Genomic DNA, 26182 nt, shown 5'->3' with positions numbered 1-26182 from the left:
GGGCCTGGCGGCTGTCCTGTCCGGAGGGGCTGCGGCGGCGAACGCAGAAGTGCGAAGGGGAAGGGGAGGCAGGCCAGGCGAAGGTGTGCCCTGCAGGTTGGCTCGTGGTTGCCGTGCTGCGGTGCGACGCGATTGCCAGAACTGCGGTGATGCGCTTCCGTCCCTCGGGACAACTTCTTCGTTGCAGTCGCAATCCCGTCGAACCGCCTTGTGGGCCGTATGGACACGAGGCGCCTCCACGGTGGGAGGAGCGCGCCTCGAAGACCCTTGCCAGGGCCTCTGATTAGCGGGAGCGAGGCCATCATGCCCTTGCCAAAAAGAGCCTGTCAAATGTTTTGTAGTGCTTTTTTTGAGTTACTACATCTTTGGTCTAATGCGACTTGGCGGTCAGTTTCAAGGCCCTTGGTCGAGGGCTTGATTTGCCTGGGCTCAGTCGACCAGGTCGACTTTTACCCGCAACGTCATGTTTTCCCCGCGCTGGGTGCTGTAGCTGAGGCTTGACGCATTGCGTTCGGCTTGGCTCTGCTGGTTGTACCCGGCCAGGGTGATCCACTCGCCGAGCTTGCCGGTGACGGTCGTGTCGGTGCTTTGCACCTTCACTACATCGGGACGTTCCTGGCTCATTCGGTCGTTATTGGTGCTTATTTGCAACCGAACCGTGTCGCCGCTCAGGCGCGGGGTGACGTAGAAACCCTGGGTGACATTGCGGTATTCGGTGTTGCTCTGCAGGCGCCCGTAGCCATCGGTGGCGGTGCTGGTGACCGGGATGCTCTGGCCCACCTGAATGAGCGCGGGCTGGCCTTCGCTGGCCTGTACCTGTTGCAGGCCGCCTTCGCGGTTGGCGGTGCCATAGCGGATGACCCGCGCGTTGCCGCGGTTGTCCTGGAAGTTGCTGTCGTTGTTGTCGACGCTGATCAGCAGGCGCTTGGGCGCGGTGTCCAGTTGTTGCAGCAGGGCACGCAGGTCGTCGATGCGCTGCTGCGCTGCGTTGACGATCAGCTTGTCCTCGAAGGTGCTGACCGTACCGTCCTTGCCAAGAAACGACTGGGCGGCAGGCAGCAGTTCGGCGCTGCTGCGGTGCTGCAGCGGGATGACCTCGGTGGCGGCCTGGGCGGTCAGGCTGGCGGCCAGCAGCAGGGAGGCGATGAGGGGGCGTAGCGGCATGTCCATGATCTCCGCGGGTGGAGTGAACATGATGGCAAATTTGTTGGCATCGTGCCGGGTATGGATCACGGCGGGATGAATTAATGCGCGGTGGCTGCTCTCAGACAAATTCCGTAACATCCCGATCCTCGATTTCACGCTCATTCCCCCGGCCTTACCCTGCGCCCACGCCGGGTAAGGCCGGGGTCGTCTACAGGATCTTCATGAAACCCGCACGTCTACGCGCCGACCTGCTCGCCGGCCTCACCACTTCGTTCGCCTTGGTGCCGGAGTGCATCGCCTTCGCCCTGGTGGCTCACCTCAACCCGCTGATGGGCCTGTACGGCGCCTTTATCATCTGCACGCTCACCGCGCTGTTCGGCGGCCGCCCAGGCATGATTTCCGGCGCTGCCGGGTCCATGGCGGTGGTGATCGTCGCCCTGGTGGTGCAGCACGGCGCCCAATACCTGCTGGCCACGGTGCTGCTCGGCGGGGTGGTGATGATCCTGTTCGGCGCGCTGCGCCTGGGCAAGCTGGTGCGCCTGGTGCCGTACCCGGTGATGCTTGGCTTCGTCAATGGCCTGGCCATCGTCATCGCCCTGGCTCAGTTGGAGCACTTCAAGAACGGTGAACACTGGCTCAGCGGCGCGCCGCTGTACCTGATGATCGGCCTGGTGGCGCTGACCATGGCGGTGGTCTACGTACTGCCCAAGCTGACCCGCGCGGTGCCGCCGGCGTTGGTGGCGATCCTCGGCGTTGGCCTGCTGGTGTACTTGCTGGGGCTGCCCACGCGCACCCTCGGCGACATGGCGCACATCGCCGGCGGCCTGCCGTCGCTGGCCCTGCCGGATATCCCGTGGAACCTCCAGACCCTGAAGATCATCGCCCCCTATGCGGTGTTGATGGCCATGGTCGGCCTGCTGGAAACCCTGCTGACCCTCAACCTCACCGACGAAATCACCGAGAGCCGTGGTTTTCCGGATCGCGAGTGCGTGGCCCTGGGCGCGGCCAACATGGTGTCGGGGCTATGCGGCGGCATGGGCGGCTGCGCGATGATCGGCCAGACGGTGATCAACCTCAGCTCCAATGGCCGGGGCCGGCTGTCGGGTGTGGTGGCGGGGGGGATGATCCTGCTGTTCGTGCTGTTCCTGTCACCGCTGATCGAACGCATTCCGCTGGCGGCGCTGGTGGGGGTGATGTTCGTGGTCGCCCAGCAGACGTTCGCCTGGGCTTCCTTGCGGGTACTGCACAAGGTCCCGGCCAGCGACGTGCTGGCGATCGTCGCGGTGACCGTGGTTACGGTGTTCACCGACCTGGCCATGGCGGTGATGTTCGGCATCGTCATCGCCGCGGTCAACTTTGCCTGGCAGCATGCTCGCGAGCTGTATGCCAACAGTCATGAGGATGCTGACGGGAGCAAGCATTACCAGGTGCATGGCACGTTGTTCTTCGCCTCGACCACGCCGTTTCTCAACCAGTTCGACCCGGCGGGCGACCCGGCCAAGGTCACCCTGGACTGCCAGCACCTGAGCTTTGTCGATTACTCGGCGATCGCGGCGTTGAAGACCCTGCGCGAGCGCTATGCCAAGGCCGGCAAGCAGTTGCGGGTGGTGCACTTGTCGGAGCGCTGCAAGAAGCTGCTCAAGCGGGCGGGCGAGCAGCCCTGAGTTTGCGCTGGCGAGCATCACCGTTGTAGGAGCGGCCTTGTGTCTTATGGCTCCCCGCGGTTCTTCTTGACGATGGCATCGGCAATACTCGCCGGTGCTTCGGCATAGCGGGTGAACTCCATCGTGTAGCTGGCCCGGCCCTGGGTCATCGAGCGCATCGAGGTGGCGTAGCCGAACATCTCGCCCAAAGGCACCTCGGCGCGGATCACCTTGCCGGCCGGTGTCTCGTCGCCATCCTGGATCATCCCCCGGCGCCGGCTCAGGTCGCCCATGATGTCGCCCTGGTACTCCTCGGGGGTCACCACCTCGACCTTCATCACCGGCTCCAGCAACACCGCGCCGCCTTTCTGTGACAACTGCTTGGTGGCCATGGAGGCGGCGATCTTGTAGGCCATCTCGTTGGAATCGACGTCGTGGTACGAACCGTCGTACACCGCCGCCTTGAGGTTGATCAGCGGATAGCCGGCGAGCACGCCGTTCTTCATCTGCTCCTCGATGCCTTTCTGGATCGCCGGGATGTACTCCCGCGGCACCACGCCGCCGACGATCTCGTTGACGAACTCCAGCCCTTCCTTGCCCTCGTCGCCCGGGGCGAAGCGGATCCAGCAATGGCCGTACTGGCCGCGCCCGCCAGACTGGCGGACGAAGCGGCCCTCGATCTCGCAGGTGTTGCGGATCTTCTCGCGGTAGGCCACCTGCGGCTTGCCGATGTTGGCCTCGACGTTGAATTCGCGGCGCATGCGGTCGACGATGATGTCCAGGTGCAGCTCGCCCATGCCGGAGATGATGGTCTGGCCGGTTTCCTCGTCGGTCTTGACCCGGAACGACGGGTCTTCCTGGGCCAGCTTGCCCAGGGCGATGCCCATCTTCTCCTGGTCGCCCTTGGTCTTGGGCTCCACGGCCACCGAGATCACCGGGTCGGGGAAGTCCATGCGCTCGAGGATGATCGGCTTGTCGATGTCGCACAGGGTGTCGCCGGTGGTGACGTCCTTCATGCCGATCAGCGCGGCGATGTCGCCGGCGCACACGTCCTTGATCTCGGCGCGCTGGTTGGCGTGCATCTGCACCATGCGGCCGATGCGTTCCTTCTTGCCCTTGACCGAATTGAGCACCGCGTTGCCGGAGCTGAGCACACCGGAATAGACACGAGCGAAGGTCAGGGTGCCGACGAACGGGTCGGTGGCGATCTTGAAGGCCAGGGCCGAGAACGGGTCCTTGTCGTCTGCATGGCGTTCGATGAGCTGGTCAGGTTTGATCTGGTCCTTCGGAATCTCCGCAAGGTCAGGGTGTATGCCCTTGATCGCCGGTATTTGGCTAGGTGCCGGCAGATAGTCGATCACAGCGTCGAGCATCAGTGGAACGCCTTTGTTCTTGAACGACGAACCGAGGATGGTCGGCACGATCTCATTGGCCAGCGTACGTTGTCGGAGGCCGGCCTTGATTTCGTCGATGCTAAGATCTGGAAATTTGTTCAGCAATTCTTCATTGGCTTCAGCAGCAGCTTCAACCAACTTCTCGCGCCATTTGTCGGCAAGCGCTTTCAGCTCCGCAGGGATCTCTTCTTCTCGGTAGCTGGTGCCCTGGTCGGTTTCATTCCAGTAGATGGCTTTCATCTTCACCAGGTCGATCTGGCCGATGAAGTTTTCCTCGCTGCCAATGGCCAACTGGATGGGTATAGGGTTGTGGCCCAGGCGTTTATCGATCTGATCCACTACACGCAGGAAGTCGGCGCCCTGGCGGTCCATCTTGTTGATGTAGGCCAGGCGCGGCACGTGGTACTTGTTGGCCTGGCGCCACACCGTCTCGGACTGCGGCTCGACGCCGTCGGCGCCGCTGAACACCACCACCGCGCCATCGAGCACGCGCAGCGAGCGCTCCACCTCGATGGTGAAGTCGACGTGACCGGGGGTGTCGATGATGTTGAAACGGTACTTGTGCGCGAACTGTTGGGTCGAGCCCTGCCAGAACGCGGTGGTGGCCGCCGAGGTGATGGTGATGCCGCGCTCCTGCTCCTGGGCCATCCAGTCCATGGTCGCGGCGCCGTCGTGCACCTCGCCCATCTTGTGGTTGACCCCGGTGTAGAACAGGATCCGCTCGGTGGTGGTGGTCTTGCCGGCATCCACGTGGGCAACGATACCGATGTTGCGGTACAGCTCGATGGGGGTCGTGCGGGCCATGGTCGGGTCACCTGTGGGTGAGGATTCTCCCAAGGTAGCAGAGCGGGAGAATCCTGCCGGGGCGACCGTCAGTCGGCGAGCACCTGCAATTGCAATTGGCCATCGACTTCGCGCGCCAGGCCGCTGGCGGGCAGCAGGGCGAGCAGGCGTGGGTGCAGGGCGGCTTCGGTGAAGGCCTTCAAGGTGGTCATGTCCAGCACGCCGACGGTGATCAGCTCGGCCTTGGTGTAGGACAGCCAGGCCTTCTTCAGGGCCATCAGCACGTCGCTGCCTGCGGTGCTGGCGAAGCGGCGGTGCAGGGTGCGGCCTTCCAGTTCGAAGCTGTGGCGATGTGTATAGGCACTTTCGTCGCCGTTACCCTCGACACAGCGGTGGCAGCGGCAGGGGCCGTCGCCGAAGGCATTGCGCAGGTAACTGTTGAAGTCCACGACGGGCTTGAGGGTCAGGCGTTTGTCGACCTCGAACAGGTCGGCGATCAGGGGTTGTTCGGCGCTCACTCGGTATCCTCGCGTGGTGTGGCGTGCATCGGCGGGCACCCTAACAGATCGGGGCGGGGGAGGCCATGTGCATCGGCGGCGCCTGCCGTTCGCCGGCAAGCCGGCGTCTATGGGCAATGCGCCATTGGGTAGGAGCCGGCTTGCCGGCGAACAGGTCGATGCAGACAACGAGGTGTTGCTGCCGTACCCTAGGCGCCGTTCTGCCATCCACTCCACCCGAGGTAACCCCGCTTGAGCACCAAGTACCCGTACATCGCCACCGTGACCGTCAGCGCCGAAGACCGTGGGGGCGATACCGAGGCTTCGGAAAACACCAACATGCGTGTCGGCCTCGAGGCGGTGACCGAAGTCCTGAAGAAGGTGCATTTCGTCGGTACGCTCGCAGCACCGGAAAAAGGCGCCACGCACATCTGTGTCACGCTGGAGAACGGCCTGACCTACTACGGCCTGATCGTCAACGGTCACGCCGAACTCGAAGGCGGCTGGATTGCCTTCGAATGCGACATGCCCACCCCTGAAGAGCTGGGCCTGTAACCCTTACTTCAGCTCGGCCAGGCACTGCTCGAGGATATCCAGCCCCTCTTCGAGCACCTCGCCCTCGATGGTCAGGGGTGCCAGCAGGCGAATGATGTGCCGGGCCCTGCCGCTGGGCATCAGTAGCAGGCCTTTGTCCCGGGCAGCCTCCAACACTTTGGCCAGTAACGCTGGCGCCGGGCTGCCGTCGGCATTGACGAACGCGATGCCGCGCATGGCGCCCACGCCTGTCAGGCGGCCGATGAACGGATAAGCCGTCTTCCAGCGCTGCGCGCGGTGGATGATGGCCTGCTCCTGGCGCTCGCCCCAGGTGGCGATGTGCTCATCCGTCATCTGCGCAAGGCTGGCCAGGGCCGCCGCGCAGGCGATCGGGTTGCCGGAATAGGTGCCACCCAAGCCGCCCTTGGGCAACGCGTCCACGATTGCCCGACGACCCACCACCGCACCCAGGGGCATACCCCCGGCAATGCTCTTGGCGAGCAACAACAGGTCCGGCTCTATCCCCAACCGCGAGAATGCGAAGCGCTGCCCGGTACGGCCGAAACCGGACTGGATTTCATCGATGATGACCAGGATCCCGTGCTCGTCGCAGAAGCGCCGCAATGCCTGGGCAAAGGTCGGGTCCAGAGCGAGAAAGCCGCCTTCGCCTTGCACCGGCTCGAAGATGAAGGCTGCCACGTCCTCCACCGCCAGCTCGACGCTGAACAGCCGGTCCATGGCCTGGAGCGCCTGTTCGCAGGTGACCCCAGTATCGGGACTGGGGTAGGGCAGGTGGTACACCGGGCCAGGCAGCTCACCGACCCGTTGCTTGTAGGGCGCGACCTTGCCGTTGAGGTTGAGGGTGGCCAGGGTACGGCCGTGGAAGCCGCCGTCGAAGGCGATGATGGCGCGTTTGCTGGTGGCCGCGCGGGCCATCTTCAGGGCGTTTTCCGCCGCCTCCGCACCGCTGTTGGTGAGCATGCCCGCCACGGGATAGCTGACCGGGACGAACTCGCGCAGGCGCGCCATCAGTTCCAGGTAGGGACCATGGGGCGCGGCGTTGAAGGCGTAGTGGGTCAGGCGCGTGGCTTGTTGCTGGATGGCCGCGACCACCGCCGGGTTGCAATGGCCCAGGTTGAGTACGCCGATACCGCCGACGAAGTCGATATAACGTTTGCCGTCGGTATCCCAGACTTCGGCATTTCGGCCATGGGAAAGTGTGATCGGATGAACGATGGCAATGGATTGGCTGATACTTTCCTGGTTCATGCGCGGGTGGCCTGTTGTTCGAATTGATTAATATCCAAGCGTGCCGCGGATATATTGCGCAAACGAATTATTGGATTGCGATCATTCCTTTAATTCGTGACCTTTCGTGCCCCGCAACGGCGTTCAATCGGCCTGCGCCACTCGCTCGCGAATCCACTCGACGAACGCTCGCACCTTGGGCACCTCGGCGGCATGCTCGGCATGGGCCATGAAATGCCGGCCGTTGCTCGCCAGCGGGTGGTCCCAGGCCACCACCAGCTTGCCCTCGGCCAGTTCCTCGGCCACCAGGTAGCGCGGGATCAGGGCGATGCCGCAACCGGCGATGGCGGCGCGAATGCACAGGTAGAAGGTGTCGAAGCGCGGTCCGTGGTAGCTGTTCTGGCTATGCAGCCCCAGGCCGAGGAACCATTCGTGCCAGGCCTCCGGGCGCGATGCGCATTGCAGCAGGCGGTGTTCGGCCAGCTCGCCTGCGCTGGCAAAGCGCTGCTGCGCCAACAGCGTCGGAGCGCACACCGGCACCACCGCCTCGCTGAACAGCTCGATGCAGGTCGCCCCCGGCCAAGTGCCCTGGCCGAAGAAGAACGCGACATCGGCCTTGGCCTGCACCAGGTCGAAAGGTTCCAGTTCGTTGCGGATGTCCAGGTGGATGCGCGGGTGGCGGTCGCCGAAACCCTTGAGCCTGGGCACCAGCCAGCGCGCGCCGAAGGTCGGCTGGGTGGCGATGCGCAGCACCTCGGTCTCGTCGCCGTAGCTGAGGATGTAGCGGCTGGAGATGTCGATCTGGGTGAGGATCTTGTGCACCTCGGTGAGGTACAGCGCGCCGGCCGGGGTCAGTTGCAGGCGGCGGCGAATACGCTGGAACAACGGGTGGGCAAGCAGGTCCTCGAGCTGCGCCACCTGCTTGCTGACGGCGCTCTGGGTCAGGTGCAGTTCCTGCGCCGCGCGGGTGAAACTCAGGTGGCGGGCGGCCGCCTCGAAGCATTGCAGGGCGGTGGTCGAAGGCATCAGGCGTTTGGACATGACAAGGCGTTACCCTGCAAAAATGGAAGGAATTCATTCTTTAAGGGAATGATATGCTTCGAAAAGGTCGTTTGTTGGCGCGTGCCTATAGATTAATACTGACCTGCATCAACGCTGACAACTGGTTATTTGCAAAGGCGCCTTGGCCCATTGTCGGCGTTTGACAAGAACAACAACGTGCAACTCAAGCCGTCTTGAATGTTGCTCCAACTTCAGTCGCCCCCCGCGGCGGCCGACCCACTCGAGGGTTCCCCATGGCATCGCCAGACAACAAGAAACAGCGCGCCCTGCAACACGGCCTGACCTCGCGCCAGGTGTCGATGATCTCGATTGCCGGCATCATCGGTGCGGGCCTGTTCATCGGTTCCTCCAACGCCATTGCCACCGCAGGCCCTGCCATCCTCATTTCCTACGCCATGACCGGCCTCTTGGTGCTGCTGGTGATGCGCATGCTGGGTGAAATGGCCATCGCCAACCCCAACAGCGGCTCGTTCTCCACCTACGCCTCGCAGGCCATCGGGCCCTGGGCGGGCTTTACCATCGGCTGGCTGTACTGGTGGTTCTGGGTGCTGATCATCCCGGTCGAGGCGATTGCTGGCGCGGATATCCTGCATGCCTACTTCCCTGGCGTGCCGTCCTGGCTGTTCGCCTTCCTGATCATGCTGCTGCTGTCGGCGACCAACCTGGTCAGCGTGAAGAACTTCGGCGCCTTCGAATACTGGTTCGCCCTGGTCAAGGTGGTGGCGATCATCGCCTTCATCGTGGTCTGCAGCCTGGCGGTGTTCGGTGCCTGGCCGTTGGCCGAGGTGTCCGGGGTCAGCCGCCTGTGGGACAACGGCGGCTTCATGCCCAACGGCTTCGGCACTGTGCTGGGGGGTGTGCTGATCACCATCTTCTCGTTCTTCGGTGCCGAGATCGTCACCATCGCTGCCGACGAGACCGCCAACCCCAAGGACAAGATCCGTCGCGCCACCAACCTGGTGGTGTACCGCATCGCCATCTTCTACCTGGCGTCGATCTTCCTGGTGGTGTCGCTGGTGGCGTGGAACGATCCGGGGCTCAAGGCGGTGGGGTCGTTCCAGCGGGTGCTGGAAGTGCTCAACGTGCCAGGCGCCAAGCTGCTGGTCGACCTGGTGGTGCTGGTGGCGGTCACCAGTTGCATGAACTCCGGCTTGTACACGGCCTCGCGGATGCTCTATTCGCTGGGCGCGCGTGGCCAGGCGCTGCAAATGACCAAGCGCATTTCCGGCGCTGGCGTACCGACCGTGGCGGTGATCCTCTCGACCCTAGCCGGTTTTGCCGGGTGCCTGGTCAACTATGTGTTCCCCGGCAAGGTGTTCGGCTTCTTGCTGTCCACCACTGGCGCCATCGCCTTGCTGGTGTACCTGGTGATCGCCGTGTCGCAGTTGCGCATGCGTGCCCGCGCCGAGCGTGAAGGGCGCAGGCTGGAGTTGCAGATGTGGTTGTTCCCGTGGCTGACCTGGTTGGTGATCGGTACCATCCTGGTGGTGCTGGGCTACATGCTGTTCAGCGATGCCTATCGCTACGAAACCTTGATGACGGCCGGGGTTACCCTGTTCATCTTGCTGGTGTCGCTGACCCAGCGGCGCAACCGGGTCGGCGTGCTGCTCAACACCTGAACGCCCGCCATGCACCGCGTTGGCGGGTTCGCCAGCAAGGCTGGCTTGCTCATTGGCGTAAGGGGGGCGGGGCGCTACCATCGGTCTGCGCTGCCTGCCCAACGCCAACCAATACAAGGACGCCCATGAACGACTCCCTGCAACACCGCGCCGCCCCCGACGGTATCTGCTACGGCTGCGGCTGTGCCCACCCCAGCGGCCTGCATGTGCAGAGCCACTGGGACGCCGACGGTATCCACCTATTGTGCCGGCATACTCCGGACGCGACCTTCACCGGCTGGCCCGGGCTGGTCTACGGCGGCCTGCTGGCGATGCTGGTCGACTGCCACTCCAATTGGGCCGCCATGGCCTACCACTACCGCGCCGAAGGCCGCGAGCCGGGCAGCCTGCCGCGCATCGACTGCGTCACCGGTCAACTCGGGCTGACCTACCTCAAGCCCACGCCGATGGGCGTCGAGCTGCTGCTCAAGGCGCGCGTCGAGGGCGAGCTCGGGCGCAAGAGCCGGGTGATCTGCGAGGTCTGGGCTGGCGATGTGCTGACCGTGCGCGCCGACTCGGTATTCGTGCGGGTCGACACCGAACAACTCAAGCTACAGGCCCATCGACAGGGCCAGCGCTGAGCGTCAGGTCATCTCCAGGGCCGCCCCTTGTTGAAAACCCCTACAGCCTACTGTTGAAAAGTCCTATTCGGCTGCCTGTTCGCTGGGAATAGTCTTACCCAGCTTTTGCAACAGTCTGTCATTGGCGCTCTCGATTTCCTTACTGCGAACCCATTCGACCTACGAGTGCGGTCGCTTTCTTGATGAGCCGCTCAGACATTTCCCGCGCTTTGCCGTGATCAGCGATGTTCGCCGATCACCCCAGCGCGAGCGCAGCCAAGGAGCTTTTCCATGCGTGTCCGTTTCAATCGCAAGACGTTGCCGCTGGTCGGCATGCTCATGATCATGGGCGGCTGTGCCAGCGTGGTGGTGCCCACCGAACAGGTCGAGCTCACCCGCAGCGCCGTCCATCGCGCCGTCGCCGCCGATGCTACCCAATACGCGCCGCTCGAGATGCGCGCGGCCCAGGACAAGCTCGGTGCCATGGACCGTGCCCTGGGCGAAAAACAGTACGAACAGGTACGTACCCTGGCCCAGCAGGCCGAGGCCGATGCCCGCCTGGCAGAAACCAAGGCCCGGGCCTCGCGTACCGAAGAGCAGTTGAACACGGCGGAAAAAGGCATCGATGTGCTCAAGCATGAACTGCTGAGCGAGCCGAATGCCGTGCCGACCCAGCCTGGCCAATAAGGAGCCGAACATGTCGAAACGTTATCTGTTGCCGGCCATGACCGTGCTCGCCCTGGTGATCGGCGGTTGCGCCGCCACCCCGGAACATCCAGGCCTGGTGCAGGCCCGTGAGGCCTTCACGGCGTTGCAGGGCAAACCGCAGGCGCACCGCATGGCCGCCCTCGAGACCCAGCAGGCGCAAGCCGCGCTGGGCAAGGCCGAGGCGCTGTCGCTGAGCGATCGCAAGGCGCCCGAGGTCGAGCAGTTGGCCTACCTGGCCAAACGCCAGATCGAGACGGCCGAAGCCACCATCCGCCTGCGCCAGGCCGAGGCCGGCATGCGCGGGATCGAGGCCCGTCGCGCCGAGGCACGCCTGCAGGTGCGTACCGCCCAGCTCAATGCGCTCAAGGCCCTCAAGGGCCAGCAGAGCGAACGCGGCACGGTGGTGACCTTCGGCGATGTGCTGTTCGACAGCGGGCGTGCCGAGCTGCGTGGCCGCAGCCATGACGATATCCAGCGCTTGGCGCAGTTCCTGCGCGACAACCCCGAGCGCCAGGTGCGGATCGAAGGCTTCACCGATTCCACCGGCGGCGACGCGCTGAACCTGCGCTTGTCGGAGAACCGTGCACTGGCCGTGGCCCGTGCGTTGCAGCGCCAGGGGGTGGCGCCTGGGCGTATCGCCACCAGCGGCTATGGCAAGGCGCACCCGGTGGCAAGCAACGGCGATGCCCATTCGCGCCAGCTCAACCGGCGGGTGGAAGTGATCATCTCGCAAGGGGCGCAGGCAGTGCGGGCCCGTTGAGTTCCGCCACAGGCGACCCGGCACGTGCCGGGTCGCCTTTTCATTTGCAGCGCCCGGGCTGGGCTGGCATTGTCGCAGGCAATCCGGCTGCTCGACAGGATGTTGCCATGCCCTACCAGATTCGCCCGGCCCGCGGTGACGACTGCGTGGCCCTGAGCCAGGTCGGCCAGGCCACCTTCGCCCTGGCCAGCCCGCCCGACAGCGCGCCCGCGGCGCAGCGACACTACATCGCGCACAACCTGCAGCCCGAGCATTTCCAGGCCCACCTGCGCGACCGGCACAAGCGCCTGCTGGTGGTGGAGCAGCTGGGCCAGGTGCTGGGCTACAGCATGCTCGACCTGGCGCCCAGTACCCTGGGTATCGCCGACGCCGACCTACTGGTCGAGATATCCCGTTGCTATGTCATGCCCTGTGCCCACGGGTTGGGCGCGGCGCAGCAGCTGCTCGAGGCGACCCTGGCCCAGGCGCCCGGCGCGGTGCGCTTGACCGTCAACGAAGGCAATGCCCGGGCGATCCGCTTCTACCAGCGCAACGGTTTTCGCAAGGTGGGGGAGGCGATCTTTCCCTGCGGCGATGAGCGCCACCGTGACTGGGTGATGGTCAGGACGCCTGCGGCCGATTAGATTGAACCCTTCCCATTGCCAAGGCGCGACCATGTCTGAGCTCAACGCATTCCCCATCACCGGCAAATGGCCGGCCCGCCACCCGCAGCGCCTGCAACTGTATTCGCTGGCCACGCCCAACGGCGTCAAGGTGTCGATCATGCTCGAGGAGATCGGCCTGCCCTACGAGGCGCACAAGATCAGCTTCGACAGCGAGGAGCAGCTGAGCCCCGAGTTCATCTCGCTCAGCGCCAACAACAAGATTCCGGCGATCCTCGACCCTGCGGGGCCGGGCGGGCAGCCGCTGGCGCTGTTCGAGTCGGGCGCGATCCTGCAATACCTGGCGGAAAAGAGCGGCCAGTTGCTCAGCCACGACCCGGCCCAGCGCTACCTGACCCTGCAGTGGCTGATGTTCCAGATGGGCGGCATCGGGCCAATGTTCGGCCAGGTGGGGTTCTTCCATTTTTTCGCTGGCAAGGCCTACGAGGACAAGCGCCCGCGCGATCGCTACGTCAACGAGTCCAAGCGCTTGCTGGGCGTGCTCGACCGTCATCTGCAAGGCCGCCAGTGGATGGTCGATGACTACAGCATTGCCGACATCGCCATCTTCCCCTGGGTGCGTAACCTGGTGGAGCGCTACAACGCCCGGGACCTGGTGGAGTTCGAGCGTTTCAAGGAGGTGCAGCGCGTGCTGGCAGCCTTCCTCGAGCGTCCAGCCGTGCAGCGTGGCCTGAAGATTCCGGCCTAAGGGGTTGGGTTGGGCTTGTCGGGGCCGCTTCGCGGCCCTTTCCGACCGGTCCGACGCCTCGGCAAGGCCGCTCCTGCAAGAGGCCCAGGCTGCCTGTAGGAGCGGCAAGTCCTCAAAGGATCTGGTTCAACAACCAGTACAAGCCTCCTGCCAGCAACATCGCCGCCGGCAGCGTCAGTACCCAGGCCATCAGCAGGTTCACCAGCGTGCGCCGCTGGATCCCCGAACCATTGGCGACCATGCTCCCGGCCACGCCCGAACTCAGCACATGGGTGGTCGACACCGGCAGGCCGAACAGGTCCGCCGCGCCGATGGTGCACATCGCCACCATCTCCGCCGAAGCCCCCTGGGCATAGCTCAGGTGGGTCTTGCCGATCTTCTCGCCCACCGTCACCACGATGCGCCGCCAGCCGACCATGGTGCCCAGGCCCAGGGCGATGGCCACCGCCACCTTGACCCACAGCGGGATATAGCGGGTGGCGTCGTCCAGCTGGCGCTTGAACAGCTGCACATGGCGCCGGGTGTCGGCGTCGAAGGCGAGCAACTGCTGCTTGTCGAGCAGGCGGATCGCTTCGCTGGTCAGGTACATGTCGTTGCGCACGTTGGCCATGGCCTCGGCCGGGACGCGGTTCAACGAGCCATAGCCTTTTACCTCCTCGCCGATCATGCCGGTCAGCGCGGCCAGGGCCGGGACCAGTTCGGTGCTGGCCCGGCCCTGGCCGATGAACGCGGTGAGGACCTGGCGCGGATCGGCCGGGGCCGGTTCCGGCGCCGCGCGCACCAGCGCCTGGCGGGTGACTTCGGCCACGGCCGAGAACTGCAGGGCCTGCTCGCTGGGCATGGTCTTGTTCAGGGCGTAGGCCATCGGCAAGGTGCCGACCAGGATCAGCATGATCAGCCCCATGCCCTTTTGCCCGTCGTTGGAGCCATGGGCGAACGACACGCCGGTACAGGTGAGGATCAGCACGCCGCGGATCCACCACGGCGGCGGGGTCTGCCCCTGGGGCGCCTGGTACAGCTCGCGGCGCTTGACCAGCGCACGCAGGGCCAGCAACAGCAGGGCGGCGCAGGCGAAACCGATCAGCGGCGAGAACAGCAGGGCATAGCCGACCTTGCTGGCCTGGGTCCAGTCCACGCCGCTGCTGCCGTCACGCCCGTGCATCAGCGCGTTGGCCACGCCCACGCCGATGATCGAGCCGATCAGGGTATGTGAGGACGACGCTGGCAGCCCCAGCCACCAGGTGCCGAGGTTCCAGATGATCGCCGCCAGCAGCAGGGCGAAGACCATGGCGAAACCGGCCGAGGAGCCGACCTGCAGGATCAGTTCCACCGGCAGCAGGGCGATGATGCCGAAGGCCACCGCGCCGCTGGAAAGCAGCACGCCAAGGAAATTGCACAGGCCCGACCAGACCACCGCCACCGGCGCCGGCAGCGAGTGGGTGTAGATCACCGTGGCCACGGCGTTGGCGGTGTCGTGGAAGCCGTTGACGAACTCGAAGCCCAGGGCAATCAGCAGCGCCAGGCCAAGCAGCAGGAAGGGCGTAAGGGTGGTGACCGTGGTGCCGCTGGCGCTGACGTCCTGCTTGAGGCTCCAGAAGGTGTAGGCCAGGCCGGCCAGCAGCAGGCCGAAGAACAACACCAGGGTGGCACGGCCAGGCGTGTGCTTGAGTTGCGGGCGCGGGTGGCGCTGGACCAGGCCTGGTGGGTGGGCCAGGGAGGGGGTAGCCATGGGGGCTCCGGTGAGGCGGGCGTTGATGCCGAAGGCAGAAGCATAGAAACAATTCGTGACCAGGGCGTGACCTCCGTCAATGAAGGTCTTAGGCTTGCAGGGTAACGATGTCGCAGGAGCCCCCCGATGATTCGCTGCAAACGTGTCTACGAGGCCATCGAGGATCAGGACGGCCAGCGCGTGCTGGTCGACCGCTTGTGGCCGCGCAACAAGCGCAAGACCGACCTGCACGGCCAATGGCTGCGCGAGGTGGCGCCGTCCGATGAGCTGCGCAAGGCCTTGCATGCCGGCGCGCTGGACTTTGCCGGTTTCACTCGGCGTTACCAGCAGGAGCTGGCCGCCCATCCCGAACATTGGTACCCCTTGCTGGATTTGGCCGGCAAAGGCGACCTGACCTTGCTCTACGCTGGCAAGGACACTGTCCACAACAATGCCCAGGTGCTGGCCGAGTGGCTGGAGGCCGAGCTGGACCGCCGAGGGCCGGGGAGTTCCCCGGTCTGTTATGGCCAATGAGCGGCGTACCCAGCCCTGGAGCATCATGCCCCTGCAACTGACCCCGGCCAATGACAGCCACCGCACATTCGCCCGCGACCTGACCCGCCGCGCGATGCTGGCGTACTACCGTGAATTCGACTTGCTGTGGATCGAGGAGGCTTTCGACCAGGCCTGGGGCTGGCGCGAGCAGTGGCTGGTGGAGGAGGACGGCGAGGTCCTGGGTTTTTGCAGCCTCAGCCAGGACCGCCAGGCGCTGTTCATCCGCGAGCTGCACCTGTTGCCCGAGCATCGCGGACGGGGGGTGGGCAGCTGGGTGCTGGAGACGCTCGCCGGCTGGGCAGTGCAGCGTCGCTTGCCGCTGCTGCGGCTGATGGTATTCAGCAGCAACCCGGCGCGGCAGCTGTACCTGCGCCATGGTTTCGTGGAAATGGGCGCGGATGCGTGTTTTGTCCGTATGCAGCGCGCGGTTGCAGGGTAGGCCCAGCGTGAAAGGCCAAGCCCGCGCCCACGCGTTTCAGGCTATTGCTGGCGCACCCGCGCCATCCGCCCCTGTGCCACCGTCGCCTCCAGCACCGGCCCCTGCACCGGCAACAGATCACCGATCAGCAGGTTCTGCAGCAGTGCCTTGCCAGCGAAGGTGTTGCCGCCCAGCCACACATCGTCCACCCCTTCGACCCGTACCAGGGCCTTGCCCACCTGGCCCAGGCGATTGCCGCTGACCAGCAGCGGCCCAGGTTGGCGCGTGCTGTTGCGCAGGCTCAGGGCATATTCGGGGGTATTGCCGATGCGGTTATCCACCAGGGCCATGCCGGTCACCTCGGCGGCATCTATCGCGCTGCCCTGGCTGCTGGCCAGTAGATTGGCGTCGATCAGCAAGGGGGCTGCCGCGCTGGGGGCCAGGTTGCGCAACTGAATGCCGTTGCCACGGCTGTCGCCGATCCGGTTGCCGGCCAGCAGCACCGCGCCGCGCTGGTCGCTGATCTCGATGGCGGCCTTGGCCGCGCCGAGGATCAGGTTGCCCTCGAGCAAGGCGCGGGTCTGGCCGCGCAGGCGCACGCCGCTGTTGTTGTCGATGCCGCGCACCTGGTTGTCGCGCAGGCTCAGCTGGCTGTCACGGGCGTCGATGGCGTACTGCTGGGACTGCTCGAAGCGGCTGGCGCTGATGAGCGCCTGGCTGTGCTGCAACTCCACCGCGCTGGACAGTTCGCTGAACTGGCTGGCGTCCACCCACAACGTGGCCGGGCGGGTGCCGGCCGGTTGCTGGGTGCTGAGCGCGGTCGTCAGGCCGCGGGACAGGTTGGCGTTGTAGCCCAGGCGCAGCAGGCGCGCGTCGATCAGCTGGGTGTGGCTGCCAGCCCAGGCCACCACGAACGGTCGCCAGGCCCGCTGGGTGGCGCCGGGCAGGTCGCCGCGCTTGCTGGTCAAGGTTGCGCGCTGCACGCCCAGCCAGCCCTGATTGATCAGCGCGGTGCCGGAGAAGCTGTAGAGGTAGAGGTGGGTGTCCTCGATCAGCAACCCGGCGTCGGCACCGATCAGCAACGGATAGCTGAGCAGGTAGCCGTCCTTGTAGCGCTTGAGGATGCGCGGGTCGTGCAGGGCGTCATGCAACTGCGCCAGGGTGATGCTGCCGCCACGCAGCACCACGGCCTGCGGGTGGTGCGCCTGGTAACCGGCGATGGCACGGAACAGGCCGTTGTTGACGAAGGGCTCGAACGGCCAACTGCCGGCCTGGGCCGAGAACATCGGCTGCAGGCTGATGCTGGCGCGGCCGGCGGGTTGCGCGCGGGTGACCGGCGCCAGGGCCACCGCGGCGCGGGCCTGCTGGCGCAGTTGGGCGATGTATTGCTGGTGCTGGGCCGGGTCGATGGGCTCGACGCTGGGGCTGGCTTGCGCGGTGCCGGCCAGCAGCAGGGCGGCCAGGTAGGTGAGGGCGAAGCGGCTGAGCGGTGCCATGGGGGCGTCCTTGTTCAAGGCAGGTGGGGGTAGGCCGGCTTCAACGGGCCGCCAACCTGGCTGTAGTCGTCGACCTCGCCCTGTTCGCTGTCGTACAGCTGGCGGGCCAGGCGGTGCTGGGGCTGGCGGGCGAGAAACGGGATCAGCCAGGCCAGCTTGTAGGGGGCGACAGTGGCCTGGCTCCGGCCCTGGAGTTCGGCCAGGGTGTCCGGTTCGAGCACACTGCGGGCGGCGAAGCTGGCCAGTTGCTCGAGGGTGCGCTGGTCGGCCTCGGTCCAGGCCAGGCCGTTGGCCCGGGCCGACTCGCTGAGCAGCACCAGCGGCACCAGGGCGTACTGGCTGTAGTTGGCGGCCAGCTTGCCGCGCGCCACTTCCAAGGGCAGGTAGGCATAGTCGTCGTGGCGCACGGCCTGGGCCAGGCCGCGGCGCAGGTTGCCATCGGCCCACTGGATGAAGTCCTCGCGGCCCACCAGCATGCCGGCGGCGGCCACGGCCCAGGCGGCCCAGTAGTCGTGGTTGTTGAAATACACCCTGGTGGCGTGGCGGCGTGGCGCGTACTCGGCAATGACCTGTTCGCCCAGGCGGGTGAACCAGCGCTGCTGCGCCGGGCTGAGCGGGCGCTTGCCGTCGGCCGCCGCCTGGGTCAGCAGCACTGCGCCGGCCATGGCCGCCAGCGCCCATTTGCGCGCGGCCATGCCGCTGGCCGAGGCGTCGGGGTCGAGCAGGGCATCGGCTTGCGCCCAGCGTTCCAGCCACTGGTCCTGGCAGGCCAGGGCCAGGTTGGCCTCCTGGGGTTTTTTCGCCCGCTGGAAACGCTTGCCGGCGTAGATCAGGCCGCCGATGTATTGCTTGACCTGCTTGGCGATGCGTTCGCTGTCGGCGTCGGGGCTGGCACGCAGGGTCGACTTGCTGGCGTCGCGCTGGTCGTACTTGCTTTGCAGGCGCAGGCTGCCGGTGTAGGGCGCGGGTGCTGCTTTGTTGCAGGCAAGGCTGCGGTAGTCGTCGATCATCGCCGATTGCGCGGTGGCGCGGGGCGGCCAGATCGACTGGGCGGCGTGGGCCTGGGGCGTGAGCGGCGCCAGGGCGAGGGACAGCAGCCAGGGGGCCGCCCTGCGGCCCAGCGTCGCCAAGCCGGCTGCTGCAGGGATAGCTGCGGCTACGACCAGGGGCTTCACAGGCATAGCCGCGTCTGCACTTCGGTGGCCGCGGTGCCGGCCTTGGTCGGCTCGAGGAACACCGACAGCAGGTTGGCCCCGGCGAACTCGGGCGCCTTGCTCAGCTCCAGGTAATACTGGCCGCCGCTTACCGCCGCTTCGCGGCGAAACCACACCTTGTCACGGGCCCCGTTGTCGTAATAGACGATGATGTAGAAGTCGCGCACGTTCTTGTCGCTCAGGCGGATATCGAGAAAGCCCGCGTGCAACGACTGCCGGGCGCTGCCGGCATTGCTCAGCAGCTCGATGCGCTCGCCCACCTTCAGTGCCGGGCGTTGCAGCCTGGACCCCAACACCTCGCTGGACGCCTTGCAGCCGCCCTGGATCGCCGGCACCAGTTGCCGGTACATCAACGGCGAGTCCAGCCGGTAGTTGGCCGGCAGCTCCCAGATCAGCAGCTTGGGCGGCGCCTCGGGCTTGTAGTCGGCCGACAGCAGGTACTCCAGCAGCGAGCCGTCCTCGCCGACCCCGGGCAGGGCATAGTTGAGGATGTCCACGCCCAGGTACTGCTTGAGGTAACCGTCGAAATTGAACTGCTTGCTCTCGTCCTCCCGGGCCGCGGCGTTACTGTCGCCGACCAGGATCACCTCGGGGTCGGGCGCCTCGTCGAACAGCGCCTCGCTGCTGTCGGCCACCGGGATGGTCTGGTAGCCGCGCACATACTGGAAACCGTAGTTGTTGCCGCAGATATAGCTCAGCGCCAGGTTCAGGGTGCCGTCCTTGGGCACCATCACCCCCGGCTCGGTGCGGTACTGCTTCTTGCGCAGCCCGGCGTAGAACGGCTGGCGGCGGACTTCCTCGGCCAGCAGTTGCGCCGTGGCCTCGGCGCCGGTGGGGGTCCAGTGGTGGTCGCGGCGGAAGAAATACTCGCCCTTGGGCGGCGTGCGCACCAGTTGCATCATTGGCGCGACCAGCGCGCCACCCTGGCGCAGCTGGCCCAGGTAGGCGTCGAAGTTGCGGCTGGCACTGGTATGGTCGAAGCCATGCAGCTGGTCGGGGTAGAGCTTGTCGCGATGCATCAGCCCGCGGGTCGGCTGGATGGCCATGGCCACCTGGATGCCCTGGCGGTGGAAGGCGGCCATCAGGCGGGCGAACTCCGGGCGCATGGGCGCGGGGATACCGAAGTCGTTGGTCAGGTCGACCATCGAGCGGAACAGCCAGCGCTCCTTGCCCGGGACGATCTGGCGCATCAGCTTCATGCGCCCTTCGGCGTAGCGCTGCGGCTCGGCCAGCGCCGGGCAGACCATGCATTGCAGGTTCGCGCAGGCGCCGCTTGCGGCGGCCTCGGCCGCCTGGGCCGGCAGGCTCGACAGCGCCAGGGCGCTCGCCAGGCCGAATCGAAGGAGGGGACTCATGGGCGGCTCACTCGGTCGGGTCGATGCTGTTGGCCAGGCTCAGGCTGCGGTTGCCCGGCAGCAGCACGTAGCTGTAGGAACGGCCTTTCTTGAGGAACAACTCGTCGAAGCTGGCCACCTCCTGGTTGCCGACGTAAGCGGCGAAGTCGATCTTGATCTCGTTGACCATGCGCGCGCCGGTCTGGCCGTTGGCCAGGGCCTTGACCACCTCGTGCTTGCCATCGGCGGTGCGCAGCGTGGCCTGGGCGGGGGTGAGGTTGTAGAAGGCGACCTGGGCCTTTTTCGGCTCGTTGACGTACTGGTCGGCGATCAGCCGCAACTGCTGGCCGTCGTAGACCACGGTGCTGGCGGCGTTGGCTGCCAGGTTCGGTTCGATGGCCTTGGCGCCGATGCCGATACGGTGCGTGCCGGCGGGGACGAAGCGGTAGCCGCTGAGCTGGCCTGGGGCGACCTTCTGCGGGTTGAGCTTGCCGCTGAGGCTGACGTCGACGCTGGCCGTGGACAGGTTGAGCACGCGCACGAATGCCGAGTCGGCCGGGGCCACGGCGTCGTACAGGTCGGCGTTGCCGTCGGCGGCCGCGGCGGTATGGCTGGCGACGGCCAGGGCGAGGGCGGCGAACAGGGGCGAGATTTTCATCGGGTTTCTCCTTGAAACGTCAGAAATGCGCGGGCTGGGTAGGGCCTGCGAGGGTGCCGGGACGGTGGGCAAGCAGGGTGCGTAGCGGGAACTCCCAGATCACGGTGTCTATCTGCGGGTTGCGCGATTGCTCGCTGGCGAGGAACTGCTGCATCGCCTCGAACGGCCCACGGGCTTCGACGGCGATGCTCAGCAGGTCGCGGTTGAGCGCTTCCTTGAGAAAACCAACGAAGTTCCAGTCGTCGATCTTGCTGTAGCTGGTGCCCACCAGCAGCAGGCTCTGGCGCTGCTCGGCGAACAGGTCGTCGCTGCTTTGCGCGGCCTTGAGGGTTTCATACAGCTCGATGGTGCTGGCGCCGAATTGCGGGGCGAGGCGGGCATGGTCGAATTGCAGGTAGTTCATCAGGTCGCCCTTGACCTGCTTGGTGCCGGCCTGGCGCGACACGTACACCTGATCACCGAGCAACTGCGGGCGCTGGCGCGCCAGCTCGTAGGCCGACAGGCGCGCGCCGTCCGGGCTCCAGTGGGTATCGGACTTGAGGAACAGGCGCGGGCCGGCCAGGTTGCGCAGGTACGCCTCGCGCAGCGGCACCACATCCAGCTGGCGGGCCTGCAGGTCGGCGACGAAGCGGTCATAGAGGCTCTGCACCCGTGGGTCGAAGGCCCGCGCGGCGTGGGCGGCGTAGACATCCAGCTTCATCGGCAACGGCAGCAGCAGCAGATGCTTGCCGCGCGCGGCCAGTTGCCGTTCGATGTCGGCGATCTGCGCCAGCTGGCTGTCGAGGTTGGCGTCCAGGTCGTTGGGCACGCGGTATTCCTGGTTGCTGTAGAGCCAACCCTGGTTGCCCAGCACCACGCCCTGGGTGCCCTCGCCGAACAGCTGGAACTGCGCATCGGCCCACAGCGTGACCGAGGGTTCGCGCAGGAAGAAACGCTTGTCGTAGGCCTGCTCGAACCTGCGCAGCAGCTTGCCGTCGACGAACAGGTGCCAGGCGTCGCCCTGGGTGCGGGCGAAGCTGAACACCGGCGGCAGCGAGTAGACGAACATCGCTGCCAGCACCAGGGCGAAGATCACACCATTGGCCTTGCTGGCCGAATTCATCACCGGATACACGGTGTTCTCCTAGAACTGGAAGTACAGGAACGGCGAGAACGAACTGGCCGCCAGGCTGCTCAGGGCCAGCAGGAAGCCACCCCACAGCAGCAGGCTGTGCAGCACGCCCACGTGACGCATGAAGTAGCCCTGCTGGTTGCCGGCGTAGAAGCGCAGGTTGTTGAGCCCGGCCAGCAGCAGCCAGGCGACTGCCACCAGGGCGAAGGCCATGGCCATCTTCGAGGCGCCGAGCACGTACAGCTCCAGCGAGCCGAGGCCGTTGAAGCCGAACAGCGCCTGGTAGATGGCCAGGCTGTGGCGCAGGTCCATGGTGAAGAACAGCGGCATGCTGAGGATGACCAGCAGCGCGGTGCGCAGGTTGCGCCCCAGGTGGTAGGGGGTGTTGACCTTGGTGGCCAGGCCGAACTTGCGCTCCAGCACCATGCCCAGGCCGAAGAACAGCCCCCAGCAGATGAAGGCGAAGCTCGCGCCGTGCCACAGGCCCGACAGCAGCATGGTCCAGACCAGCGCCGGCAGGGCGCCGGCCACGCGCTTGCGCACCAGCGGCATGTACACGTAGTCGCGCAGGAAGTGCGCCAGGGTCATGTGCCAGCGCGACCAGAACTCGGTGATGCTCTGCGACACATAGGGCTGGTTGAAGTTTTCCGGGAAGCGAAAGCCCATCATCAGTGCCAGGCCCAGCGCCATGTGGCTATAGCCGGCGAAGTCGAAGTACAGCTGCAGGGTCGAGACCAGCAGGCCGAACCAGGCATCGCTGAACTGCAAGCTACCCTCGCCGATGAACAGCAGGTTGATCGGCGCCAGGCGATCGGCGATCAGCACCTTCATGATGAACCCGAGCATGAAGCGACAGACGCCCAGGGAGAACAGCTCCAGCGAGTGGCTGCGCTGGCGCAGCTGCGGCGCCAGTTGGCTGTAGCGCAGGATCGGGCCCGCCACCAGGTGCGGGAACAGCGCGACGAAGGCGGCGAAGTCGATGAAGCTGCGGGTGGGCGTGGCATCCTTGCGGTAGATGTCGACGATGTAGCTCAGCGCATGGAACACGTAGAACGAGATGCCCAGCGGCAGGAAGATGGTCTCCAGGGTCCAGGTGTTGATGCCCAGCGGCGCCAGCAGCACGGCCAGCATCTCGGCGCCGAAGTTGGCGTACTTGAAGTAGCCGAGGGTGGCCAGGTTGCCGGCCACGCCAAGCCACAGCAGGCGCAGGGCCCCGCGCTTGCCGCCGGCGTCCAGGCGCGCCTTGATGGCCAGGCCGAAACCGTAGTTCCAGGCGGTGATGGCGACGAACAGCAGCAGGAAGTCCGGTCGCCACCAGGCATAGAAGATGTAGCTGGCAGCGACGATCACCAGCGAACGCCAGCGTGGCCGGGCCAGGTAGTAGAGGGCCAGGAACAGCGGCAGGTAGAGGAACAGGAACACGTTGGAGGCGAAGATCATGCTGGGCGGCCCTCAATAACTGATCACGATGCCGACGCTCAGCTGGTAGTCGTCACCGGTGTTCAGTGCGCTGCCGGCGTTGAGGTAGCTGGCGCTGACCAAGGTGTTGACGTCCAGGCGCTTGCCGTCGAGGGCCACCGGGAACATTTTCCAGTAGTAGTTGAGGTCGATCATCTGGCCGACGTTGTCGCCCTTGCCCTGGCCGGTGGCCAGCGCGTCCTGGCGGCGCGCGCGGTAGTCGGCGCCCATGCGGATCGGCAGCGTGCCCTGGGCGTCGCGCAGGTTGAGCTGGGTGACCCGCAGGTCCAGCGCGCTGCGTGGCGTCGGCTGGGTCTGCAGGGCCAGGCCGTAGTAGCTCAGGTTGCGCAGGTCGAGGGCCACGAACGAACTGGTCAGGCGCGTGCTGTACGAGCCCTGGCGGGTGATGCGGTCGGACTGGATCGGGTTGAGCCGGAAGCCATCGTTGTCGTCGCCGGGCTTGTCGGTGAGGCCGCCGCGCAGGGCGAGGCGCGGCGTCCACGGCAGGGTGTCGAAGCGCTTGCCGACTTCGCCGAGCGCCGCCCAGCCACGGCTGGAATGGCCGGTGCTGGTGACGCCGTTGCCGGCGGTGTTGTCCATCGTGCCGTCGAGCGCCGCCAGTTCCAGGTGATAGTCGCTGTCCAGTGGCAGGTGCTCGCCCTTGAAGAACAAGCCGTAGCGCCAGCCCTTGAAGTCGTAGCGATCGTCGCTGTCGTGGTCGCTGCGGTCGTTCTCGTGCATCAGGCGCACGCCGACCTGGTTGTTGCTGCTCCAGCGGTAGGCGTACTGGCCCATCAGGTAGAGGGTGCGCGCTTCGCTGGCCGGCAGCGAATTGACGTCGGTGTTGTAGTTGTGGAATTTCTGGCCGACGGCAATGAACGCGTCGCTGAAGCTGTCCTGGTAGTTGAAACGCAGCGATTCCAGGCTGTCGTCCCACCAGATGCCGTAGTCGTCGTTGAAGCGCTGGCGGCCGAACGACAGCGAGAAGCGTGGGTCGTCGCCGATCAGGTTGCGCTTGACGTACAGCTCGCGCAGCTCGGCGTACCAGCCTTCGGCTTGTTCGCGGGCGTTGTTGTTGGTCGACTCGTTCGCCAGGTTGCTCGATTGGCTGGAATCGTAGTTCAGCCACAGGCGGCCATAGACCATCCACTTGGCCCAGCGTTTTTCCGGCCAGTACCAGGCGAACGATGGTTCATAGCGCAGGCTGTAGAAGCTTTCGCGGTCGCGGCCGACCTGGGAGTCCTCGGGGCCGTAGCCGGTTTGCACGGTGAGCTTGTTGAAGAATTCCGAAGTGATCACCGGCTCGCCGCCGATGGCGGCCAGGCGGACCGGCGCGCGGCTGTCGGCCTCGGGGCCGGTGACTTCCTCCAGTGCCAGCGCCGCCGGCAGTGGCGCCAGGGCGAGCAGGGCGCCGAGCAGGGGATGGTGCGCTTTCACAGGGAGGCCTCCTTCAACAGATCGCCGCGCGCGGCCAGGGCGCGCTCGATGTCATCCTTGGGCAGGGTCTTGTCGAGCCGTTTGAGCAGGCCGCGGGCGCGGGTCTCGCCCAGGTCCAGGGCGATGCGGGCATAGGTGTAGGCCTTGACCGGGTCATGGCAGATCGCCCGGCCGCGCAGGTGCACGGTGGCCATGCGGTACCAGGCCGCGGTCGAGCCTTGCTCGGCCTGCTGGCGCCAGATGCGCAGGGCGCGCTCTTGGTCGGGTTGGTCGAGGCCGCCCTTGCTGTACAGGTCGCCCAGCAACAGTTGGGCATCGGGGTAGCGGGCCGCGATCAGTTCGTCGATCAGCCCCTGGGCTTTTTCCGGGTCCAGGGTCAGCCAGTTGTTGACCATGTAGAACGACGCCTCCAGTGCCTTGGCCTGGGTCGGCGCCTTGGCCCGCACCTGGGCGATCAGTGCCTGGGTTTGCTCGGCGTTGTGCTCGGTGGGGTTGGAGATCATGAAGTTGGCCTTGGACACCAGTGCCGGCAGATAGCCGCGAGCGACGGCGTTGTCCAGCCAGCGCTGCGCCTCGGCGATACCGGCGGCGCGCAGCTTGTCGTTGGCCTGGTCGCGGGCGATCTGCGCGGGTGTCGGTTCCTGCTTGGGGCCCATGGCCTGGCCCAGGCGCTGCTCGCGCTCGGCATCCAGTTCGGCGCGGGTGACGCTATGGATGTTGTCCACCAGAGCACCGACGCGCTGCACGATTTCCACCGCCAGGCTGGCCATTTCCGGCTCCAGTTGGCGGGCAAAGGCAAGGAACGCGCTGTCCTGCTGTGCGCCGAGGAAGCGGTAGTAGCGGTCGACGGCGCGTGGGTCGATGCGCGCGGCTTGCTGGTACCAGCGTTCGGCCGCGCCGCGCTCGCCCTGGCGCTCGGCGACCACCGCGTGATACAGCTCGGGTCGGCAGTTGAGCAGGCAGCTACGTTCGTACAGCGCTAGCAGTTCGGCGGCACGCGCACCGTGGAACAGTTGCGGGTAGACCAGGAACACTTCCAGGCTGGTGCTGGTGCTGCGTGGATCGAGATCGTTGGGGTAACGGTCCAGCGCCTGGCGCATCCAGGCCTCATGGCGGCGCTGCAAATTCGGCGTGCGATCGAGCAGGCGCGCCAGCGACGCCAGTGCCGGGACCTGCCCGTGGCCGTCGGCGAAGGCCTCCTGGTACAGGCGGATGATGTCCTCCCGGCTGGCACCGTCACTGCCGGCCAGCACGTCGCCGAGCAGCTGCTTGGCGGCCAGGTCACCGCGCTCGGCGAGCACGCGCAGGTCGGCGCTGACGTTGGCATTCGGGTCCTTGTACAGGGCGTAGCGCACCTGCTCCAGGCTCTGGCCGGCGCAGACGCTGCCGGCCCAGGCCAGGCCCAGGCCGGCCAGTAGCAGGCGCGGGGCGTTCTTGGCGTTCATGGACG

The 26182-nt window shown here is 66.0% G+C and carries 24 protein-coding genes; 10 read left to right on the top strand and 14 right to left on the bottom strand.

Going from position 1 to position 26182, the window contains the following annotated elements; all coding sequences use genetic code 11:
• Window positions 1-429 precede the first annotated feature (429 nt).
• On the bottom strand, window positions 430-1194 hold the full coding sequence (locus NJG22_RS14230) for a secretin N-terminal domain-containing protein (protein WP_253095358.1): 765 nt from the start codon (window positions 1192-1194) through the stop codon (window positions 430-432).
• A gap of 173 nt (window positions 1195-1367) precedes the next feature.
• On the opposite strand from NJG22_RS14230, the gene NJG22_RS14225 reads away from it, so the two are divergent.
• Window positions 1368-2810, top strand: coding sequence for a SulP family inorganic anion transporter (locus tag NJG22_RS14225; RefSeq protein WP_253095356.1), 1443 nt, complete (start codon window positions 1368-1370; stop codon window positions 2808-2810).
• Between the two features lie 44 nt (window positions 2811-2854).
• On the opposite strand, the gene fusA is transcribed toward NJG22_RS14225, so the two are convergent.
• Window positions 2855-4987 (bottom strand): elongation factor G, encoded by a 2133-nt coding sequence (gene fusA / locus NJG22_RS14220; protein ID WP_253095353.1) that lies wholly within the window; start codon window positions 4985-4987, stop codon window positions 2855-2857.
• 68 nt (window positions 4988-5055) lie between these two features.
• Window positions 5056-5484, bottom strand: a complete 429-nt coding sequence (locus NJG22_RS14215; RefSeq protein ID WP_253095351.1) for a hypothetical protein — start codon at window positions 5482-5484, stop codon at window positions 5056-5058.
• A gap of 231 nt (window positions 5485-5715) precedes the next feature.
• Between NJG22_RS14215 and NJG22_RS14210 the strand changes: the two genes are divergently transcribed.
• Window positions 5716-6018 carry a hypothetical protein gene (locus tag NJG22_RS14210; protein WP_011534608.1) on the top strand — a complete coding sequence of 101 codons (303 nt, stop codon included), beginning with the start codon at window positions 5716-5718 and terminating at the stop codon, window positions 6016-6018.
• Between the two features lie 3 nt (window positions 6019-6021).
• Here the strand turns inward: NJG22_RS14210 and NJG22_RS14205 are convergent, their stop codons facing one another.
• Window positions 6022-7266, bottom strand: a complete 1245-nt coding sequence (locus NJG22_RS14205; RefSeq protein ID WP_253095349.1) for an aspartate aminotransferase family protein — start codon at window positions 7264-7266, stop codon at window positions 6022-6024.
• Between the two features lie 123 nt (window positions 7267-7389).
• Window positions 7390-8286 carry a transcriptional regulator GcvA gene (gcvA, locus tag NJG22_RS14200; protein ID WP_253095347.1) on the bottom strand — a complete coding sequence of 299 codons (897 nt, stop codon included), beginning with the start codon at window positions 8284-8286 and terminating at the stop codon, window positions 7390-7392.
• 254 nt (window positions 8287-8540) lie between these two features.
• On the opposite strand from gcvA, the gene NJG22_RS14195 reads away from it, so the two are divergent.
• From NJG22_RS14195 to NJG22_RS14170, 6 genes are all read left to right on the top strand, one after another.
• On the top strand, window positions 8541-9926 hold the full coding sequence (locus NJG22_RS14195) for an amino acid permease (RefSeq protein ID WP_253095345.1): 1386 nt from the start codon (window positions 8541-8543) through the stop codon (window positions 9924-9926).
• A gap of 125 nt (window positions 9927-10051) precedes the next feature.
• Window positions 10052-10546, top strand: a complete 495-nt coding sequence (locus NJG22_RS14190) for a PaaI family thioesterase (protein ID WP_253095343.1) — start codon at window positions 10052-10054, stop codon at window positions 10544-10546.
• Between the two features lie 270 nt (window positions 10547-10816).
• Window positions 10817-11212 carry a DUF4398 domain-containing protein gene (locus NJG22_RS14185; RefSeq protein ID WP_217853786.1) on the top strand — a complete coding sequence of 132 codons (396 nt, stop codon included), beginning with the start codon at window positions 10817-10819 and terminating at the stop codon, window positions 11210-11212.
• 10 nt (window positions 11213-11222) lie between these two features.
• Window positions 11223-11993 (top strand): OmpA family protein, encoded by a 771-nt coding sequence (locus NJG22_RS14180; RefSeq protein WP_253095341.1) that lies wholly within the window; start codon window positions 11223-11225, stop codon window positions 11991-11993.
• Window positions 11994-12100: 107 nt separating this feature from the next.
• A complete protein-coding gene (locus tag NJG22_RS14175; protein WP_253095339.1) occupies window positions 12101-12616 on the top strand; it encodes an N-acetyltransferase in 516 nt (171 codons plus the stop codon).
• A 31-nt stretch (window positions 12617-12647) separates the two neighbouring features.
• Window positions 12648-13343, top strand: a complete 696-nt coding sequence (locus NJG22_RS14170) for a glutathione S-transferase N-terminal domain-containing protein (RefSeq protein ID WP_253095337.1) — start codon at window positions 12648-12650, stop codon at window positions 13341-13343.
• Window positions 13344-13455: 112 nt separating this feature from the next.
• Here NJG22_RS14170 and NJG22_RS14165 read toward each other — a convergent pair whose 3' ends face one another.
• Window positions 13456-15072 (bottom strand): inorganic phosphate transporter, encoded by a 1617-nt coding sequence (locus tag NJG22_RS14165; RefSeq protein WP_253095335.1) that lies wholly within the window; start codon window positions 15070-15072, stop codon window positions 13456-13458.
• 126 nt (window positions 15073-15198) lie between these two features.
• On the opposite strand from NJG22_RS14165, the gene NJG22_RS14160 reads away from it, so the two are divergent.
• Together NJG22_RS14160 and NJG22_RS14155 are read left to right on the top strand one after the other, a co-directional pair.
• Window positions 15199-15585, top strand: coding sequence for a DUF488 family protein (locus tag NJG22_RS14160; protein ID WP_217853791.1), 387 nt, complete (start codon window positions 15199-15201; stop codon window positions 15583-15585).
• A 25-nt stretch (window positions 15586-15610) separates the two neighbouring features.
• Window positions 15611-16045 (top strand): GNAT family N-acetyltransferase, encoded by a 435-nt coding sequence (locus tag NJG22_RS14155; protein ID WP_217853792.1) that lies wholly within the window; start codon window positions 15611-15613, stop codon window positions 16043-16045.
• Window positions 16046-16086: 41 nt separating this feature from the next.
• Here the strand turns inward: NJG22_RS14155 and NJG22_RS14150 are convergent, their stop codons facing one another.
• Genes NJG22_RS14150 through NJG22_RS14115 form a run of 8 tightly spaced genes read right to left on the bottom strand, consistent with a single transcriptional unit; the run spans window position 16087 to window position 26177 of the window.
• Window positions 16087-17520, bottom strand: coding sequence for a right-handed parallel beta-helix repeat-containing protein (locus tag NJG22_RS14150; RefSeq protein ID WP_253095334.1), 1434 nt, complete (start codon window positions 17518-17520; stop codon window positions 16087-16089).
• Between the two features lie 14 nt (window positions 17521-17534).
• Window positions 17535-18650: a polysaccharide lyase gene (locus NJG22_RS14145; protein ID WP_253095333.1), complete on the bottom strand. Its 1116-nt coding sequence runs from the start codon at window positions 18648-18650 to the stop codon at window positions 17535-17537.
• A 41-nt stretch (window positions 18651-18691) separates the two neighbouring features.
• The gene (locus tag NJG22_RS14140; protein WP_253095332.1) at window positions 18692-20089 is read right to left on the bottom strand and encodes an alginate biosynthesis protein AlgX; all 1398 of its coding nucleotides are present in this window, start codon (window positions 20087-20089) and stop codon (window positions 18692-18694) included.
• A gap of 7 nt (window positions 20090-20096) precedes the next feature.
• On the bottom strand, window positions 20097-20726 hold the full coding sequence (locus NJG22_RS14135) for an alginate O-acetyltransferase AlgF (RefSeq protein WP_253095331.1): 630 nt from the start codon (window positions 20724-20726) through the stop codon (window positions 20097-20099).
• Between the two features lie 19 nt (window positions 20727-20745).
• The gene (locus tag NJG22_RS14130) at window positions 20746-21828 is read right to left on the bottom strand and encodes an alginate O-acetyltransferase (RefSeq protein ID WP_253095330.1); all 1083 of its coding nucleotides are present in this window, start codon (window positions 21826-21828) and stop codon (window positions 20746-20748) included.
• A gap of 21 nt (window positions 21829-21849) precedes the next feature.
• Window positions 21850-23277 carry an MBOAT family O-acyltransferase gene (locus tag NJG22_RS14125; protein WP_253095329.1) on the bottom strand — a complete coding sequence of 476 codons (1428 nt, stop codon included), beginning with the start codon at window positions 23275-23277 and terminating at the stop codon, window positions 21850-21852.
• Between the two features lie 12 nt (window positions 23278-23289).
• Complete coding sequence (locus tag NJG22_RS14120; RefSeq protein WP_253095328.1) at window positions 23290-24732, bottom strand: alginate export family protein; 1443 nt, start codon at window positions 24730-24732, stop codon at window positions 23290-23292.
• Window positions 24729-26177 (bottom strand): sel1 repeat family protein, encoded by a 1449-nt coding sequence (locus NJG22_RS14115; protein WP_253095326.1) that lies wholly within the window; start codon window positions 26175-26177, stop codon window positions 24729-24731. The genes NJG22_RS14120 and NJG22_RS14115 overlap by 4 nt, the downstream gene beginning before the upstream one ends.
• Between the last annotated feature and the right edge of the window lie 5 nt (window positions 26178-26182).

Origin of the sequence: Pseudomonas sp. VA159-2, assembly GCF_024126635.1 — a bacterium.
In the GTDB taxonomy this organism is placed as follows: domain Bacteria; phylum Pseudomonadota; class Gammaproteobacteria; order Pseudomonadales; family Pseudomonadaceae; genus Aquipseudomonas; species Aquipseudomonas muyukensis.
The sequence above is the reverse complement of the archived record's forward strand: the minus strand, read 5'-3'. Positions and strand labels throughout refer to the sequence as shown.